This window comes from Acerihabitans sp. TG2 (assembly GCF_035013185.1).
Lineage (GTDB): Bacteria > Pseudomonadota > Gammaproteobacteria > Enterobacterales > Enterobacteriaceae > Acerihabitans.
In genome coordinates this window covers 121,004-136,860 of sequence record NZ_JAYGJO010000007.1, presented here as the reverse complement: position 1 = coordinate 136,860, position 15,857 = coordinate 121,004, and the positions used below count along the sequence as shown (strand labels likewise).

The following is a 15,857-nucleotide window of genomic DNA, read 5'->3' as shown; positions in this document are numbered from 1 at the left end:
AATAAAAAAAATTAATCGCCATTTTGAAACAAAAAAGCCACATATTGGGTTATTTAGTAACGGCTTAAAATGTACAAAAAATGTCATATTCAAATCTTTGTGTAATATTTAAAATTTATTTTTTATTTATAAATCAATTGATTAGTATTAATTTAGGTTTTTTTTTACCCACCACGCCCCTATTAACTTTGGGCCATTATGATCTATGTCAATTTTTGCTCTATACTCGTTTGTTAGAATTAACTCGATAATTAATCCGACGAGAGTGTATGTGTGAAGGCTGACAATCCCTTTGATCTAAAATTACCGGATGCCATGGCCGACATTGCCGAAGAGGCTGGAGTCTACAAAGCCACCAAGCAACCTTCTAAAACGTTTTTTTTGGCGATTACTGCAGGCGTGTTTATTTCCATAGCCTTCGCTTTTTATATCACAGCAACCACCGGTGCCGGCAGCATGCCTTATGGCATTTCCAAGCTTATCGGTGGGATCTGTTTCTCTCTTGGTTTAATGCTGGTGGTGGTTTGTGGTGCCGATCTGTTTACCTCGACGGTGCTGATTATTGTCGCCAAGGCCAGTGGGCGCATTACCTGGGGGCAGTTAATCCGCAACTGGATTAATGTCTATCTGGGCAACCTGGTTGGCGCGCTCCTGTTTGTTGCACTGATTTGGTTCTCTGGTGAGCATATGGTGGCCAATGGCGCCTGGGGTCTGAATGTACTGCAGACCGCTGACCATAAGATGCACCATACTTTTGTCGAAGCCGTATGTTTAGGCATCCTGGCGAATTTGATGGTATGCCTGGCGGTGTGGATGAGTTATTCCGGCCGTAGCCTGACCGACAAAATGTTTGCCATGATCTTGCCAGTGGCAATGTTTGTGGCCAGTGGTTTCGAGCATAGTATTGCCAACATGTTTATGATTCCGTTAGGTATTATCATCAAAGACTTCGCGGCGCCGGAATTTTGGCAAGCCATTGGCATGGCGCCGGAGCAATTCTCACATCTTACCGTGGGCAACTTTATTATCGATAATTTGATACCGGTTACGATCGGCAACATTATTGGTGGAGGGTTACTGGTAGGATTGACATATTGGGTAATTTATCTGCGCGGGGGGAACCGGCATTAATTTGTTGCTCTCCGCCCGTAAAGCCGGGTTTCAAGAAATCCACATTAGAAGGTAGGTATACAATGACCGATCTGAACACAAAATTAGCCACTGCCTGGGAAGGTTTTAGTAAAGGCGACTGGCAGAATGAAGTCAATGTTCGTGACTTTATCCAAACCAACTATACCCCTTATGAAGGCAATGAAGCTTTCTTAGCGGGCGCCACCGCCGCAACCACTACCCTTTGGGGCAAAGTGATGGAAGGCATCAAAACCGAAAACCGCACCCATGCGCCGGTTGATTTTGATACTGATGTTGCTGCTACCATCACCTCCCATGACGCTGGTTATATCAATAAAGGTCTGGAAAAAATCGTCGGTTTGCAAACCGATGCTCCGTTGAAACGTGCACTTATCCCGTTCGGCGGCATTAAAATGGTTGAAAGCTCCTGCAAAGCGTATGACCGAGTGCTGGATCCTGAAGTCAAAAAAATCTTCACCGAATACCGTAAAACCCATAACCAGGGTGTATTTGATGTTTATACCCCTGACATCCTTAAGTGCCGTAAAACAGGCGCGCTGACGGGTTTGCCAGACGCCTACGGCCGTGGTCGCATCATTGGTGACTATCGTCGTATTGCACTGTACGGTATTGATTATCTGATGAAAGATAAATTCGCCCAATTCACCTCTTTGCAAAGCAAACTGGAAAACGGCGAAGATTTGGAAGCAACCATCCGTCTGCGTGAAGAAATTGCTGAACAACATCGCGCTCTGGGCCAAATCAAAGAAATGGCTGCCAAATACGGTTGCGATATTTCCGCTCCGGCAACATCTGCTCAGGAAGCTGTACAGTGGACTTATTTCGGCTATCTGGCCGCTGTGAAATCCCAAAACGGCGCCGCGATGTCCTTCGGCCGTACGTCTACGTTCCTTGATATCTTTATCGAACGCGATCTGAAAGCAGGTAAAATCACTGAAGAACAAGCGCAAGAACTGATTGACCATCTGGTCATGAAACTGCGTATGGTCCGTTTCCTACGTACCCCTGAGTATGACGAACTGTTCTCCGGCGACCCGATTTGGGCCACTGAATCCCTGGGCGGTATGGGTGTTGATGGTCGTACCCTGGTGTCTAAAACCAGCTTCCGTTTCCTGAATACTCTGTACACTATGGGACCGGCGCCTGAACCAAACATGACCATTCTGTGGTCAGAAAAACTGCCGATTAGCTGGAAGAAATTTACCGCTAAAGTGTCTATCGATACCTCGTCAGTGCAGTATGAAAACGATGACCTGATGCGTCCGGACTTCAACAACGATGACTACGCGATTGCCTGTTGCGTAAGCCCGATGGTTGTGGGTAAGCAAATGCAGTTCTTCGGTGCCCGTGCCAACCTGGCCAAAATGGTCCTGTACGCAATCAACGGCGGCATGGACGAAAAAGCCAAAATTCAGGTCGGTCCAAAAACTGCCCCGATTATGGATGCGGTCCTCGACTATGACACCGTGCTTAAGAGCATGGATCATTTCATGGATTGGCTGGCTAAACAGTATGTCACTGCGCTGAACGTTATCCATTACATGCATGACAAGTACAGCTATGAAGCGGCGCTGATGGCGTTGCACGATCGTGATGTTTATCGCACCATGGCTTGTGGTATCGCTGGTTTGTCCGTTGCCGCTGACTCACTGTCTGCCATCAAATATGCCAAAGTGAAGCCTGTTCGTGACGCTGAAGGCATGGCGGTTGACTTCGATATCGAAGGTGAATACCCGCAATTCGGTAACAACGACTCACGCGTGGATGATATTGCCTGTGACCTGGTTGAACGTTTCATGAAGAAAATTCAGAAACTGCCGACTTATCGTAACGCAGTACCAACTCAATCAATTCTGACTATTACCTCTAACGTGGTTTATGGTAAGAAAACGGGTAACACTCCTGATGGCCGTCGTTCAGGCGCACCGTTCGGACCTGGTGCCAACCCGATGCATGGTCGTGACCAGAAAGGCGCCGTTGCCTCTTTGACCTCGGTTGCCAAACTGCCGTTTGCTTATGCAAAAGACGGTATTTCCTACACCTTCTCCATCGTTCCTAAAGCATTGGGCAAAGATGATGACGTGCGTAGAGCCAACCTGGCAGGCCTGATGGATGGTTACTTCCATCATGAAGCCGGCGTCGAAGGCGGTCAGCATCTGAACGTCAACGTGATGAACCGTGAAATGCTGGTTGCAGCCATGGAACATCCTGAAGATTACCCTAACCTGACCATCCGTGTTTCTGGTTATGCTGTACGCTTCAATTCATTGACTAAAGAACAGCAGAAGGACGTCATTACCCGTACCTTCACTGCGTCAATGTAAGTTCCCACACCGTCTGAAATGGCGTAAAATAAGGGCTCCACGCAAGTGGGGCCTTTTTAATGGTCGAACCCCCGTGGCAGTCAATTTGCTTTGGCTGAAAGCTATAGTAATGGCCAGCAGCCAAAACAAATTTCCCGCATAAAATGGAGAAAACCCCGCAATGTCAATACTTGGTCGCATCCATTCGTTTGAATCCTGTGGTACCGTTGACGGTCCAGGCATACGCTTTATTATTTTTTTCCAGGGCTGCCTGATGCGCTGCCTTTATTGCCATAACCGTGATACGTGGGATACCCATATCGGCCGTGAAATCTCGGTGGAAGAGATCATGAAAGAGACGGTGACCTACCGCCACTTTATGAATGCCTCCGGCGGCGGTGTCACTGCGTCCGGCGGTGAAGCCATTTTACAGGCCGAATTCGTACGCGACTGGTTTCGCGCCTGCCACGCCGAGGGGATCACCACCTGTCTGGATACCAACGGTTACGTCAGGCGCTACGACCCGGTGATTGACGAACTGCTGGCAGTCACTGACTTGGTCATGCTCGACCTTAAAGAAATGAATGATGACATTCACCAGAACCTGGTGGGTGTATCCAACCACCGAACGCTGGATTTTGCCCGTTATCTGGCCAAAATAAACAAACGTACCTGGATCCGTTATGTGGTCGTGCCGGGCTGGTCCGACGATGATAAATCTGTGCATATGCTGGGTGAATTCACCAAGGATATGGCCAACATAGAAAAAATCGAACTACTGCCCTATCATGAATTGGGCAAACATAAATGGATTGCCATGGGTGAAGAGTACAAACTCGATGATGTCAACCCACCGACCACGGAAACCATGGAACGCGTGAAAAACATACTGCTCGGTTACGGTCATAACGTGATGTACTGAACCAGTACAAACCGTCTGGCAAACCTGCATAGGATTGCCAGACGGCCTGTAGGTAGCGCTTACCTACCCTACTTTGACGCATTTCAATCTTCCGTTGCACCCTATGCCGTACAAGCGATAATATTTTTTAGCCATCCGCATTACATGTTTTCTTACTAATCAACGTCGTTATCTTTGGCTACCAGTATCAGCTTTGTCGTATTATGACTTTTTTGATATTGATAATTGAAATGATACGTACCCTATGAAACCAACCCCTATTAAAGCCGCACATTGGCGAGAAATTTGGCAGTTAATTAAACCTTTTTGGCTTTCAGAAGAGAAATGGCGTGCATGGGGAATGCTGATGGTGATCATCGCCCTCTCATTGTCTACCGTGTACATTAGCGTGCTGTTTAATGAATGGAATCGGGTATTTTATGATGCGTTGCAAACGAAAAATTATGCGGTTTTCAAAAGCCAGCTAATCCGATTTACCTGGCTAGCGCTGCTGTTTATTCTTATTTCTATCTATAAAATCTACCTGACCCAGGGCCTGCAAATGTACTGGCGGCGTTGGATGACCCGCCAATATATGGATAAGTGGCTGCATCATCACGTTTATTATCACACCGAACAACAACAGACCGTGGACAACCCCGACCAGCGGATTGCTGAGGATCTTAACGCATTGACCAGCGGCACCTTGGCCCTGACGCTAGGCTTGCTATCAAGCGTGGTAACCTTTGTTTCATTTATCGCCATTCTCTGGTCGGTCAGCGGCCCGTTAGCCTTTACGCTGGCTGGACATCAGTTTACCGTGCCCGGGTATATGGTGTGGTTTGCCATTTTATATGCCGGTCTGGGTTCTTTGGTAATTTGGTTTGTGGGTCGCCCGTTAGTGCGTTTAGGCTTTGAACAGGAAAGGTTCGAGGCAAATTTCCGCTTTGGGCTCATACGTATCCGCGAGAACAGTGATGCCATTGCCTTGTACCAAGGTGAGCACCGTGAGGCCAAGCAGTTAGATGGGCGGTTCGAATCTATCCGCGCTAACTGGTGGTCAATCATGCGGGTTAGTCGACGACTAAACGTAGCCAGTAATTTTTATGGCCAGTTCGCCATTATTTTTCCAATATTGGTGGCCGCACCACGCTATTTTGCTGGCGCAATACAGCTCGGCACACTGATGCAAATCTCATCGGCATTTGGTGAAATCCAAGGAGCGCTATCCTGGTTTATCGATGCGTTTAACCAATTAGCCAACTGGAAGGCCTGCATCAACCGGTTAGCCGGGTTTAATGCCGCAGTAGAACGGCATAGCAGTAAAAAAACCGACATCACCCGCCAGGACACCCCAGAGTATGCTTTGGCATTGCAGGACCTCAGCTTGACCATCCCTTCGGGCCGTACTCTGTTCCAGCCGTTTTCTCAGGCCATTACCGCCGGTGAACGGGTGCTGGTGGTTGGGCCATCGGGCTGTGGCAAGTCAACGCTACTGCGCGCTATTGCGGGTATCTGGCCCTACGGCAGCGGGGATATCGGACTGCAAACCGGGAAAAAAGTCTTATTTTTGCCACAACGCAGCTATATTCCCATCGGGAACCTGATGGAAGCATTGTGCTATCCCGAAGCGCCAGATCATTTTAGTGAAGCGCAAATGCTGGCCATGTTGGAACTGTGCACCTTGGGCCATCTGAAGCCCATGATGCAACAGCAGGCCAACTGGAGTCACTGGCTGTCGCCTGGGGAACAGCAGCGATTGGCATTCGCTCGAGCGTTGTTGATAAAACCGGATATTCTGTTCTTGGATGAAGCCACCAGCGCGCTTGACGATGAGAGTGAACAGCTGATGTATCGGCTACTGACCGAGATTTTACCTGAGGTGACGCTGATTAGCGTGGCCCATCGCAATAGCGTGGCCCGTTATCATACCCGCTGCTGGCGGTTCGATCGCCCGGTTGGCGAGGGTAGTGCAGTACTGAACCTCAGTCCATTGCCGCAAAGTTGATCTGCCCCGAGCTCATGGGGCCAACCTGGCCACATGAGCTCAAGACGTCAAGGTAGCCCCGGGTACGCTCGTGTGTGGTGATAGTCTACGCGGTGGTAACCGGCGTGTGATGATGATTGCCCTTACGCAACAACATGGCCAGATAGACCAGCGCCACACAGGCTATCATCACAAACAGCACAGGATCCGAGTAACGCTGCATCAGCATTGCAGTGGCACTTGGCCCAACCAGACTGCCCACCGTGTAGCTTAATAACAACGCCTGATTCATCGCCACCAATTCTTGTGCATCGACCTGTTCACAGGCCCAAGCCATGGCCACCGGATAGAGGGTAAAACCAGAGCAACCGAGGACAAACAGTGCAGGGGCCATGGCATCGTTACTCAGCATCGACAGGCTGCCTACGATCACCATAAAAATTTGCACCCGCAGCACCATTAGCCGGCCATAGCGGTCTGCCAATCGGCCAATCGGCCACTGTCCTAGGATCCCGGCACTAACCAGTAGCGCCATCCAATAGCCTACATTGCCGTCGCTCAGCCCCTGATGGGACAAAAACAGCGGCAGCAGGCCGTACAGCGACCCCAGCACCACCCCGGAGATGATACAACCGTTGATACCCAAGCGGGCATTGCGGCGCCGGAGCATGGGCCAGATGGCAATTCTTGGTGCTTCGGTGCCTTGGGCACCAATACGGTGGAACAGTACTGGCATGATTGCAGCGATGGTAAGCGCGGCAGCCCACGGCAACACCGCCAGCAGTGCGGTAGATACACCGCTGAGCAGCAGTTGACCGATAACCGTGCCCATATAGTAGGTCATCATGTAAGCAGCCAGCAGTTGCCCGCGCGTACGCACTGTGCCACTGCGCATCAACGCGCTCTCAACCACCACCCAAATCAATGCACAAGCCACACCGGCTATAAAACGGCAAACCAGCCAAGCGTTAAATTCCACCGTGATAGCCAGTCCCAGCGTCGCGGCGGCAAACAGCAGACAAGCATAGTGGTAGCTGCGGTTAAATCCCACCCATTTGATTAACACCCCGGCCAGCAGTGTACCCACAAAATTGCCGGTGAAATAAGACGATCCGACCAGCCCAATTTGCCAGGTCGGCATGGACTCATGGGATAACCACAGTGGGACCAGCGTATTCAATACCGCGATGGCGATGGTCAATGACAATAGCCCTGTGAGTAACATCACCACAGGGCGAGAATAGACAGACATGATAGGGAAACCGGGCTCAGAATAGAGTGATTGCGCGCATCATGCCACTACTATGGCAAAAGTCAATCGGCCTTAATATGGGGCAGCATTTATTGATATCGGCCCGATATTTTCTGGCCCCGGAATGATAAAAAAAGCGCCAAAAGGCGCTTTTTAAAAGCCAGACTGCGATCACCCGATATGCGTTAGACCTTTCATATACGGCAACAACACTGCGGGTATTTCGATGCGGCCATCCGCCAACTGGTAGTTTTCCATTACAGCCACCAGCGTGCGACCTACTGCCAGGCCGGAGCCATTGAGCGTGTGTACCAGACGTGGCTTTTTATCGTCTTTGCTACGATAGCGCGCTTGCATCCGCCGCGCCTGAAAATCGCCAATATTGGAACACGAGGAGATTTCCCGATAGGTATTTTGCGCCGGCAGCCAGACTTCCAGGTCATACGTCTTGCACGAACCAAAACCCATATCACCGGTACACAGCAAAATTTTGCGGTAAGGCAGATTAAGCAGTTGCAGCACTTTTTCCGCATGACCGGTCAACTCTTCCAGCGCACGCATGGAATCTTCGGGTTTGACGATTTGTACCAATTCCACTTTGTCGAATTGATGCATACGAATCAAACCACGGGTATCACGACCATAGGAGCCGGCTTCTGAGCGAAAACAGGGGGTATGGGCGGTCATCTTTAGCGGTAGTTGGTCTTCGTCGAGGATCTCATCGCGCACCAGGTTGGTCAACGGCACTTCCGCCGTCGGTATCAATGCATAGGCACTGGTATCCGCTTCTTCGCTCAACGGCTGGGTATGGAACAAATCCTCGGCGAATTTTGGCAGTTGGCCCGTGCCATAAAGCGAGTCATGGTTCACCAGATAAGGGACATAATTTTCTTGGTAGCCATGCTGCTCGGTATGCAGATCCAGCATAAACTGGCTCAGTGCGCGGTGCAGGCGGGCAATTTGCCCCTTCATCACCACAAAACGTGCCCCGGTGAGTTTCACTGCGGCGGCAAAATCCAGGCCACCGGACAGTTCACCGAGGGAAACATGATCACGCACCTCGAAATCATACTGCCGTGGCTCGCCCCAGCGGATGATTTCTTCATTGTCGTTTTCGTCTTTGCCAGTCGGCACCCGATCGTCGGGAATATTGGGCAACGACAATGCCACATCGCGAATCGCCGCCTGGAGAATATCCAGCTCGGACTTGGCAGTGTCCAGGCGTTCACCCAGACGATTGACTTCCTGGCGTAAGGGCTCGATATCTTCGCCGCGCGCCTTGGCCGCGCCAATGCTTTTCGAACGGGAGTTGCGTTCAGCCTGCAGCGTTTCGGTTTCCACCTGCAGCACCTTACGGCGTTCTTCTTGTTTGCGCAGAGTATCAACATCCAGCTTAAAGTTTCTGCGAGCCAGTTTCTCGGCAACGGCATCTAGCTCATTGCGCAGTAGATTGGGATCGAGCATGCTAGTCCTGTGCTTAGTGTTATCAGATTGATGTTTATGGCTTCACACCCCCCGCCAGAGGCTCTCCGGACGGGCGTCGCGCGACGCGTTTTTTCTCGCTAACCTTACCGCAATGACCCTTTTATCGGTAGCGTTTTGTTGGGCTATTTTGATCCTGTGCGTCAAGCCAGGCGAGCTTTTCACCGATTTTACCTTCCAATCCGCGCGCGGTGGGGTAGTAGTAACGGGTGCGAGCCATCTGGGCCGGAAAATAGTCCTCGCCGGCGGCGTAGGCGTTCGGTTCATCATGTGCATAACGGTACTCGGCGCCCAGCCCCATATCTTTCATCATCTTGGTCGGGGCGTTACGCAGGTGTTCGGGCACATCATAATCGGCTTTTTCCCGCGCATCCCGCATCGCTGCGGTGAAAGCGGTATACACTGCATTGCTTTTCGGCGCGCAGGCCAGATAGACAATGGCCTGGGCAATTGCCCGCTCGCCTTCTGCCGGTCCCACACGGGTAAAACAATCCCAGGCGGCCAGCGCCACCTGCATGCCACGGGGATCGGCGTTACCCACATCTTCGGAGGCGATGGCCAACAGACGGCGCGCCACATAAAGCGGATCGCCACCCGCAGTAATGATGCGGGCGTACCAGTACAACGCCGCATCGGGGGCGGAACCGCGCACCGATTTATGCAGCGCGGAGATCAAATCATAATAGCGATCGCCTTTATTATCGAACCGGGCGCTGCGCTCACCAGAAATTTCGTTTAGCAGTTGCGCCGTCAGCACCCGATTTCCCTGGTCATCGGTTTGTGCCATGTCCGCCATCATTTCCAGGCTGTTAAGCGCCCGCCGGGCATCGCCATTGACCCACTGCGCCAACATGCGCCGGGTATCGTCCGGCAGAACAATCTTCTGGCCACCGTAACCGCGTTCCGAGTCGGTCATGGCCTGGATAAGCACCTGTTCGATATCCTCGCCGGTAAGCGCTTTGAGCAGATATACCCTGGCGCGGGAGAGCAGCGCCGAGTTAAGCTCAAAAGAGGGATTCTCGGTGGTCGCGCCTATCAGCGTAATGGTACCTTCTTCCACATGCGGTAAAAAAGCATCTTGCTGGCTTTTATTAAACCGGTGGACTTCATCCACAAACAAAATGGTACGGCGACCCGCATCGCGATTATGCCGCGCGCGCTCTATCGCTTCGCGAATTTCCTTGATACCCGACGTTACGGCGGAGATACGTTCCACATCGGCGTTACCATAACGAGCAATCAACTCCGCCAGTGTGGTTTTACCCGTACCCGGCGGCCCCCATAGAATCATCGAATGCAGTTGCCCGCTGGTGATGGCTCGGGGCAGCGGTTTTCCGGGGGCCAGCAAATGCTGCTGACCGACATACTGTTCAAGGGTCGTTGGCCGCATGCGCGCGGCTAACGGCTGGAACTCGTTATGGGAAAAATCAAGCGACATATTGCTCATTTTCACCTCATTGACGCTGATCGTCCAACGTCACGCCTTTAGGCAGCGTAAAGTGAAATTTCGCTGGGTCGATCTGATCATTATTCTGGCTTTTCAACTGATAGGCGCTGCGCTGCCCATCCTGCTCGACAGCAGTAAAACTGTTGATGGTGCCGCTGGGGCTGACGTTGATGGTGAACTGCTTGAGATTGCCGCTGGCGGTTTTCGGCGTCAGCTCAAATTTATCGTTGACTTGCTTCACATGGTACTGGCGCCAATCATCTGGGCTATTGCGGGTAATGAGCATAAACGGCGTATTACCCGTGGCATTTTTCAGCCAGGTAGCAGTAGCCTGTTCCACAAAGGGGTTGTAGAACCACAATGTTTTACCATCAGATATCAGCAGACTTTCATCTGGTGAGGTCATATGCCAATTAAACAGATTAGGCCGCTTAACCCACAGTTCCCCCTTACCTTCCTGAACCGCACCGCCATCAGCGCTGGTGACGGTCTGGGTGAAACTGGCGTGAAAACTGTTGACCTGGTTAAGACGGTTTTGCAACACGCCTGCATCATCGGCAAAAGCGGGTGCGGCGGCTACAGCACCTAACAAACAGGCGGCAAATACGCTTTTTTTCATTATTAACATTCCTTGGAAAATGGCGGGCCAATCGTTGCATTATCGCGACATCCCGACTCGATTTCGAGTTGCTCGAAGGCGGCCAGCAAAAGAACCCCGGCAAACTTGCTGAGATAAGTGATTCGGGTGAACACGCGCGCCAATGCACCTGCAACATGAAATTTGCAGGTTATATCGGCAAATCAACCCCGCCCGGATAACATTACTGTAGCGGAATAACGAGGTGTATTCATAGGCTATTGCTCTGAAAACGACTCTTTTATGTCTCTATTTATAACCACCGCCAACAGGCGGTTACCGCGACAGTCTTAAACCGGTGATTATTCCTGCGATGGTGGCGCCAGCACCTCACGATTGCCGTTGTGGCCTTGTGAGCTGACGATCCCCTGGACTTCCATTTGCTCGATGATACGTGCAGCACGGTTATAACCGATGCGAAACTGACGCTGCACACCCGATATCGAGGCCCGTCGCTTATCCACCACGAACTGTACCGCTTGGTCAAACAATGGGTCGAGTTCCTCGTCATTGTCCATGCCACCGCTACCCGGCTCGCCGTCTTCGCCAGCACGGGTAATGCTGTCAATATATTGTGGCCGACCTCGAGCTTTCCAGTCGCTTACCACTGCATGCACTTCCTGATCGCGCACAAACGCACCGTGCACACGCACCGGAATAGAGGAGTTAGGTGCCAAATAGAGCATATCCCCCATGCCGAGCAGCGATTCCGCGCCAGACTGATCGAGGATAGTGCGGGAATCGATTTTGCTTGAGACAGTAAAAGCGATTCGCGTAGGAATATTGGCTTTAATCAGGCCGGTAATGACATCCACCGAAGGCCGTTGGGTTGCCAGCACCAAATGGATACCGGCGGCACGGGCTTTTTGCGCCAAGCGGGCAATGAGCTCTTCCACTTTTTTCCCGACGGCCATCATCAAATCGGCGAACTCATCTACCAGCACCACGATATACGGCAGTTTTTCCAGCATCGGCGGTGAATCAGCCATGCCGTCACCCGGCTTCCAGAACGGATCCGGCACCGGACGGCCCATCGCAATAGCCTGTTCAATGCGCTCGTTATAGCCTGCCAGATTACGCACGCCCAGCGCCGACATCAGCTTATAACGGCGCTCCATCTCGCCGACGCACCAACGCAGGGCGTTGGCGGCATCCTTCATATCGGTTACCACCTCGGTCAGCAGATGGGGAATGCCTTCGTAAACCGACAGTTCAAGCATTTTCGGGTCAATCATGATAAAGCGTACCTCTTCAGGCGTCGCTTTATACAGCATGCTGAGGATCATGGCGTTGACCCCCACCGATTTACCTGAACCCGTGGTACCAGCCACCAATAAATGCGGCATTTTGGCCAAATCGGCGATCACCGGCTGCCCGGCGATATCCTTGCCCAGAACAATAGCCAGCGGCGAGACCGTATCGCGGAACTGATCACAATCGAGTACTTCGCGTAGATACACGGTCTGCCGACGCTTATTCGGCAACTCCAGCCCCACATAAGGTTTGCCCGGAATCACTTCCACGACCCGCACCGCCACAGCCGAGAGGGATCGCGCCAAATCACGTGACAGGTTGGAAATTCGTGCCGCTTTAACCCCGGGGGCCAAATCCAGCTCGAAGCGGGTAATCACCGGCCCAGGGGAGATGCCGACCACTTCGGCCTTCACTCGATAATCCGCCAAACGCGCCTCAACCAATCGGGCGGTTTGTTCCAGGGCAAACATATCCACCGGCTCATCCTCCAGCGGAGGCGACGTCAATAAATCGAGCGTCGGCAGCGGCGTGGTCGGTTTATGCAGCGGCTGTTCATTGCGCATCAAAAAAGGATGGATCAGGCTGTCCATAGCCGAAGGCGGCGTCGGCGCCAGTGCCATCGGCCTGGCTAGCGGCGCCGTTGGCGGGGTATTACGCTCGGTCGAATCCTGATGGGCGGATAGCGCGTCCATGGTCATTTGACTGTTACTGCGCGCCGGATCATGGCTTTCGCCGTTGCGTTCGCCATGAATGGCTGGAGTGAACAGCGGTTCCACCGGCGTATCATCCAATAATTCCGTCAACGGGGAAAAATGAAAAGCCGAATGGGTATCAATGCCGGCCATGGGCGAAATCGGCGAGGCCGCAGCCCGCGGCGCGGTGGAAGACGACCGATTTTCGGCGTTATCGGCAGTGCTGTTTTTTTTATCGTACCGACCCGCCTGCTGATGCTCAAATTCTGCCGCCAAGCGCTGCTGTTGTACAGCAGCCTCGTCTTCAGCATCGGTATCAGCGCCATAGCGTTGAGCCTGTTGCTGCATGAATGCCTGCTGTAATGCAGCCTGCTGAGCCAGATCGTCTTCATCGGACGGCGACTGGGTCGGGTCAGCCAACGGCTCTGGTTCTGTTTGGCCTTGCGGCTGGCCTGTGTTGTGATGCGAGGGTATTTTGATACCGAAGGACGCCAGTTGACGACGCGTCGGAATGCGCACCGGCTTGGGACGCGGTAATTCGGGACCCATGCCTTGCTTAACCTGAGGGTTGTCATCACTGGTGGCGCTAAAAGCAGGCATAAACGTCAGCGCAGCCGCCGCCCCGACTACCTGATCGCTATCGCGTTGGGCGACACTGAAATCATAAGGATCGCGGGGTTCACTGGTTTCGACCTGCCAGTTACCCATGCGTGGGCTATCATCGCCATCGTCAGCACTGGCATAACCGCCTGGCGCAGCAGGCAATTCAAAACGATACTGAGGTACGGCTGAGACACCCTGGATACCGGTCTGCGGCGTGGAGGACTGTTCGTCGTAGGCAACAGAGGGTACGATCGGCCCTGTTATCGTGGATACGTCCGCAGGGTTGGCGATCACAGGGGTCGTCAACTCACCGCTCATCCTGTTTTGTGATACCAGCCCCTTGGCAACGCTGTCCACCAAATTGTTGTCTGAGGGCGCTGCGACCTCAGGGTGAGCCGTGGTGGCCGCTGGCCCAGGCACCGTTCCGATAGCCGCCGGTGCCACAGCATTGGCCAATACCGCGCGGTTAGCATCCCGCGTCATCGCAGGTGAAAAGAGCGGGTCGTCAAGGTCAACCACGGTGTTTTTCAGTGAATCCCCTGAGTCGCTCACCGCTGAAACCGTTTCCCCATCGCCATCGTTGGCATCATCATAGCGATTGTCATCATCATAACAATCGTCATAATCCTGTTCGTCACGACGCGATCGGTTTGACATAAACGTCAGGCATCCCATGACTACGCCACCGATTTTTTCAGCGATGGTCAGCCAGGACCAGCCGGTAAACAGCGTCAACCCCGACGCCCAGACACACAGCAGCGTCAGGGTAGCCCCGATGCCATTAAACCAGGGCAACATCGCGTTACTGAGCAGGCTACCGATAACACCACCGGAGGCGAAGTAGTACAAATCGTCAACATTCAGCGCAGCTAAGCCGCATGAGGTGAGGATGAGCGCCAGTGAGCCGATCAAGCGCAATGACAGGGCGAAATAATCGACGTAATCCTGTTCCTCACGCTGACGAAACGACGTCCAGCAGAAAATCAACATGATCGGTGGCAAGGCGTAGGCCAGTACCCCGAAGGTAAAAAATAGTGTATCGGCCAGCCACGCCCCTACCCCGCCACCCAGGTTGTGGATAGGCCCATGCCAGGCGGTTTGCGACCAACTGGGGTCGGAAGGGTCAAAGCTGACCAGGGAAATCATCAAATAGAGGGCAAAAATAGCCATGACCACCAGCACAGCCTCGAGTAACCGACGGCCGCTGCTGAGTTTTTTTAGTACTACGTCTTTATCTTCCGTATATTCCTGGCTCAAGAAAGGCTCTCCAGGGTTCTCTAAACCGCTATATTTGCTTAAATAACAGCGCCGGAAGGCTTACCGGCGCTGAAACTGTATGGATGCACAGGAGTGTAACTAAAAATCGCCCGTTTTGCACCTGTGTTGTTACTCAACGCGTTTTAATCACCAAACGATTGCTCTGTTTTACTTCTTCCATCACCACGTAGGTGCGGGTATCGTTTACTCCCGGCAGACGCAGCAGCGTCTCGCCGAGCAGCTTACGGTAGGCTGACATATCCGGCACCCGTGTTTTTAGCAGGTAGTCGAAATCACCCGACACCAAATGACATTCCTGAATCTCTTCAAGCTTTTGTACGGCGGTATTAAATTGCTCAAACACATCGGGTGCGCCCCGGTTAAGGGTTATTTCTACAAACACCAATAAAGACGCATCCAGGTAATGTGGATTAAGTAAAGCGGTATAACCTTGAATGAAACCCTGGCGCTCCAGGCGCCGCACGCGTTCCAGACAAGGGGTCGGGGATAAACCTACCCGTTTTGACAGTTCAACGTTGGAAATACGTCCATCCTTTTGCAGTTCATTGAGGATGTTACGGTCAATTCGGTCGAGATCCTTTCCCGGGCGTTTCTTATTATCTACCATTATTGTTTGTCTCTCTAAATTCCTTCCCTGAGCTTGCCACACCCCTGCAGACTTCAATGTATCAGGGTTTGATTGAAGACCCTTGTCTGTTTTTTTTTTAGGTCATCTGCGTCTACTACCATGCATACTGCCTGTTCAAACCCATATCTTCATTTCTTCTTACCCTGATGTTTTCGCAAAAGCACAGCGGATTGTCAAAGTAAAACAACGAAAATCAGAACAACATGCCAAATAAAACCAATCACAGCGCTAACTCAGGGGC

At 52.1% G+C, this 15,857-nt stretch carries 10 protein-coding genes; 4 read left to right on the top strand and 6 right to left on the bottom strand.

The genetic code is table 11. From position 1 onward, the window contains the following. Positions 1-273 precede the first annotated feature (273 nt). From focA to SJI19_RS08805, 4 genes are all read left to right on the top strand, one after another. Complete coding sequence (focA, locus tag SJI19_RS08820) at positions 274-1,131, top strand: formate transporter FocA (RefSeq protein ID WP_323477879.1); 858 nt, start codon at positions 274-276, stop codon at positions 1,129-1,131. A gap of 62 nt (positions 1,132-1,193) precedes the next feature. Then, complete coding sequence (pflB, locus tag SJI19_RS08815; protein ID WP_323477941.1) at positions 1,194-3,476, top strand: formate C-acetyltransferase; 2,283 nt, start codon at positions 1,194-1,196, stop codon at positions 3,474-3,476. 160 nt (positions 3,477-3,636) lie between these two features. Next, positions 3,637-4,377: a pyruvate formate lyase 1-activating protein gene (pflA, locus tag SJI19_RS08810; protein ID WP_323477878.1), complete on the top strand. Its 741-nt coding sequence runs from the start codon at positions 3,637-3,639 to the stop codon at positions 4,375-4,377. A 244-nt stretch (positions 4,378-4,621) separates the two neighbouring features. Beyond that, on the top strand, positions 4,622-6,364 hold the full coding sequence (locus SJI19_RS08805) for an ABC transporter ATP-binding protein/permease (protein ID WP_323477877.1): 1,743 nt from the start codon (positions 4,622-4,624) through the stop codon (positions 6,362-6,364). 85 nt (positions 6,365-6,449) lie between these two features. On the opposite strand, the gene SJI19_RS08800 is transcribed toward SJI19_RS08805, so the two are convergent. The 6 genes from SJI19_RS08800 to lrp all read right to left on the bottom strand — a co-directional run bounded on the left by SJI19_RS08800 (position 6,450) and on the right by lrp (position 15,595). Then, positions 6,450-7,595, bottom strand: coding sequence for an MFS transporter (locus SJI19_RS08800; RefSeq protein WP_323477876.1), 1,146 nt, complete (start codon positions 7,593-7,595; stop codon positions 6,450-6,452). 171 nt (positions 7,596-7,766) lie between these two features. Further along, positions 7,767-9,059 carry a serine--tRNA ligase gene (gene serS / locus SJI19_RS08795; RefSeq protein WP_323477875.1) on the bottom strand — a complete coding sequence of 431 codons (1,293 nt, stop codon included), beginning with the start codon at positions 9,057-9,059 and terminating at the stop codon, positions 7,767-7,769. A gap of 121 nt (positions 9,060-9,180) precedes the next feature. Further along, entirely contained in the window at positions 9,181-10,524 is a 1,344-nt protein-coding gene (locus tag SJI19_RS08790) for a replication-associated recombination protein A (RefSeq protein ID WP_323477874.1), read from the bottom strand. Positions 10,525-10,531: 7 nt separating this feature from the next. Next, on the bottom strand, positions 10,532-11,143 hold the full coding sequence (lolA, locus tag SJI19_RS08785; protein ID WP_323477873.1) for an outer membrane lipoprotein chaperone LolA: 612 nt from the start codon (positions 11,141-11,143) through the stop codon (positions 10,532-10,534). A 320-nt stretch (positions 11,144-11,463) separates the two neighbouring features. Next, positions 11,464-14,967, bottom strand: coding sequence for a DNA translocase FtsK 4TM domain-containing protein (locus tag SJI19_RS08780; RefSeq protein ID WP_323477872.1), 3,504 nt, complete (start codon positions 14,965-14,967; stop codon positions 11,464-11,466). Positions 14,968-15,100: 133 nt separating this feature from the next. Then, complete coding sequence (lrp, locus tag SJI19_RS08775; RefSeq protein WP_005287608.1) at positions 15,101-15,595, bottom strand: leucine-responsive transcriptional regulator Lrp; 495 nt, start codon at positions 15,593-15,595, stop codon at positions 15,101-15,103. Positions 15,596-15,857 lie beyond the last annotated feature (262 nt).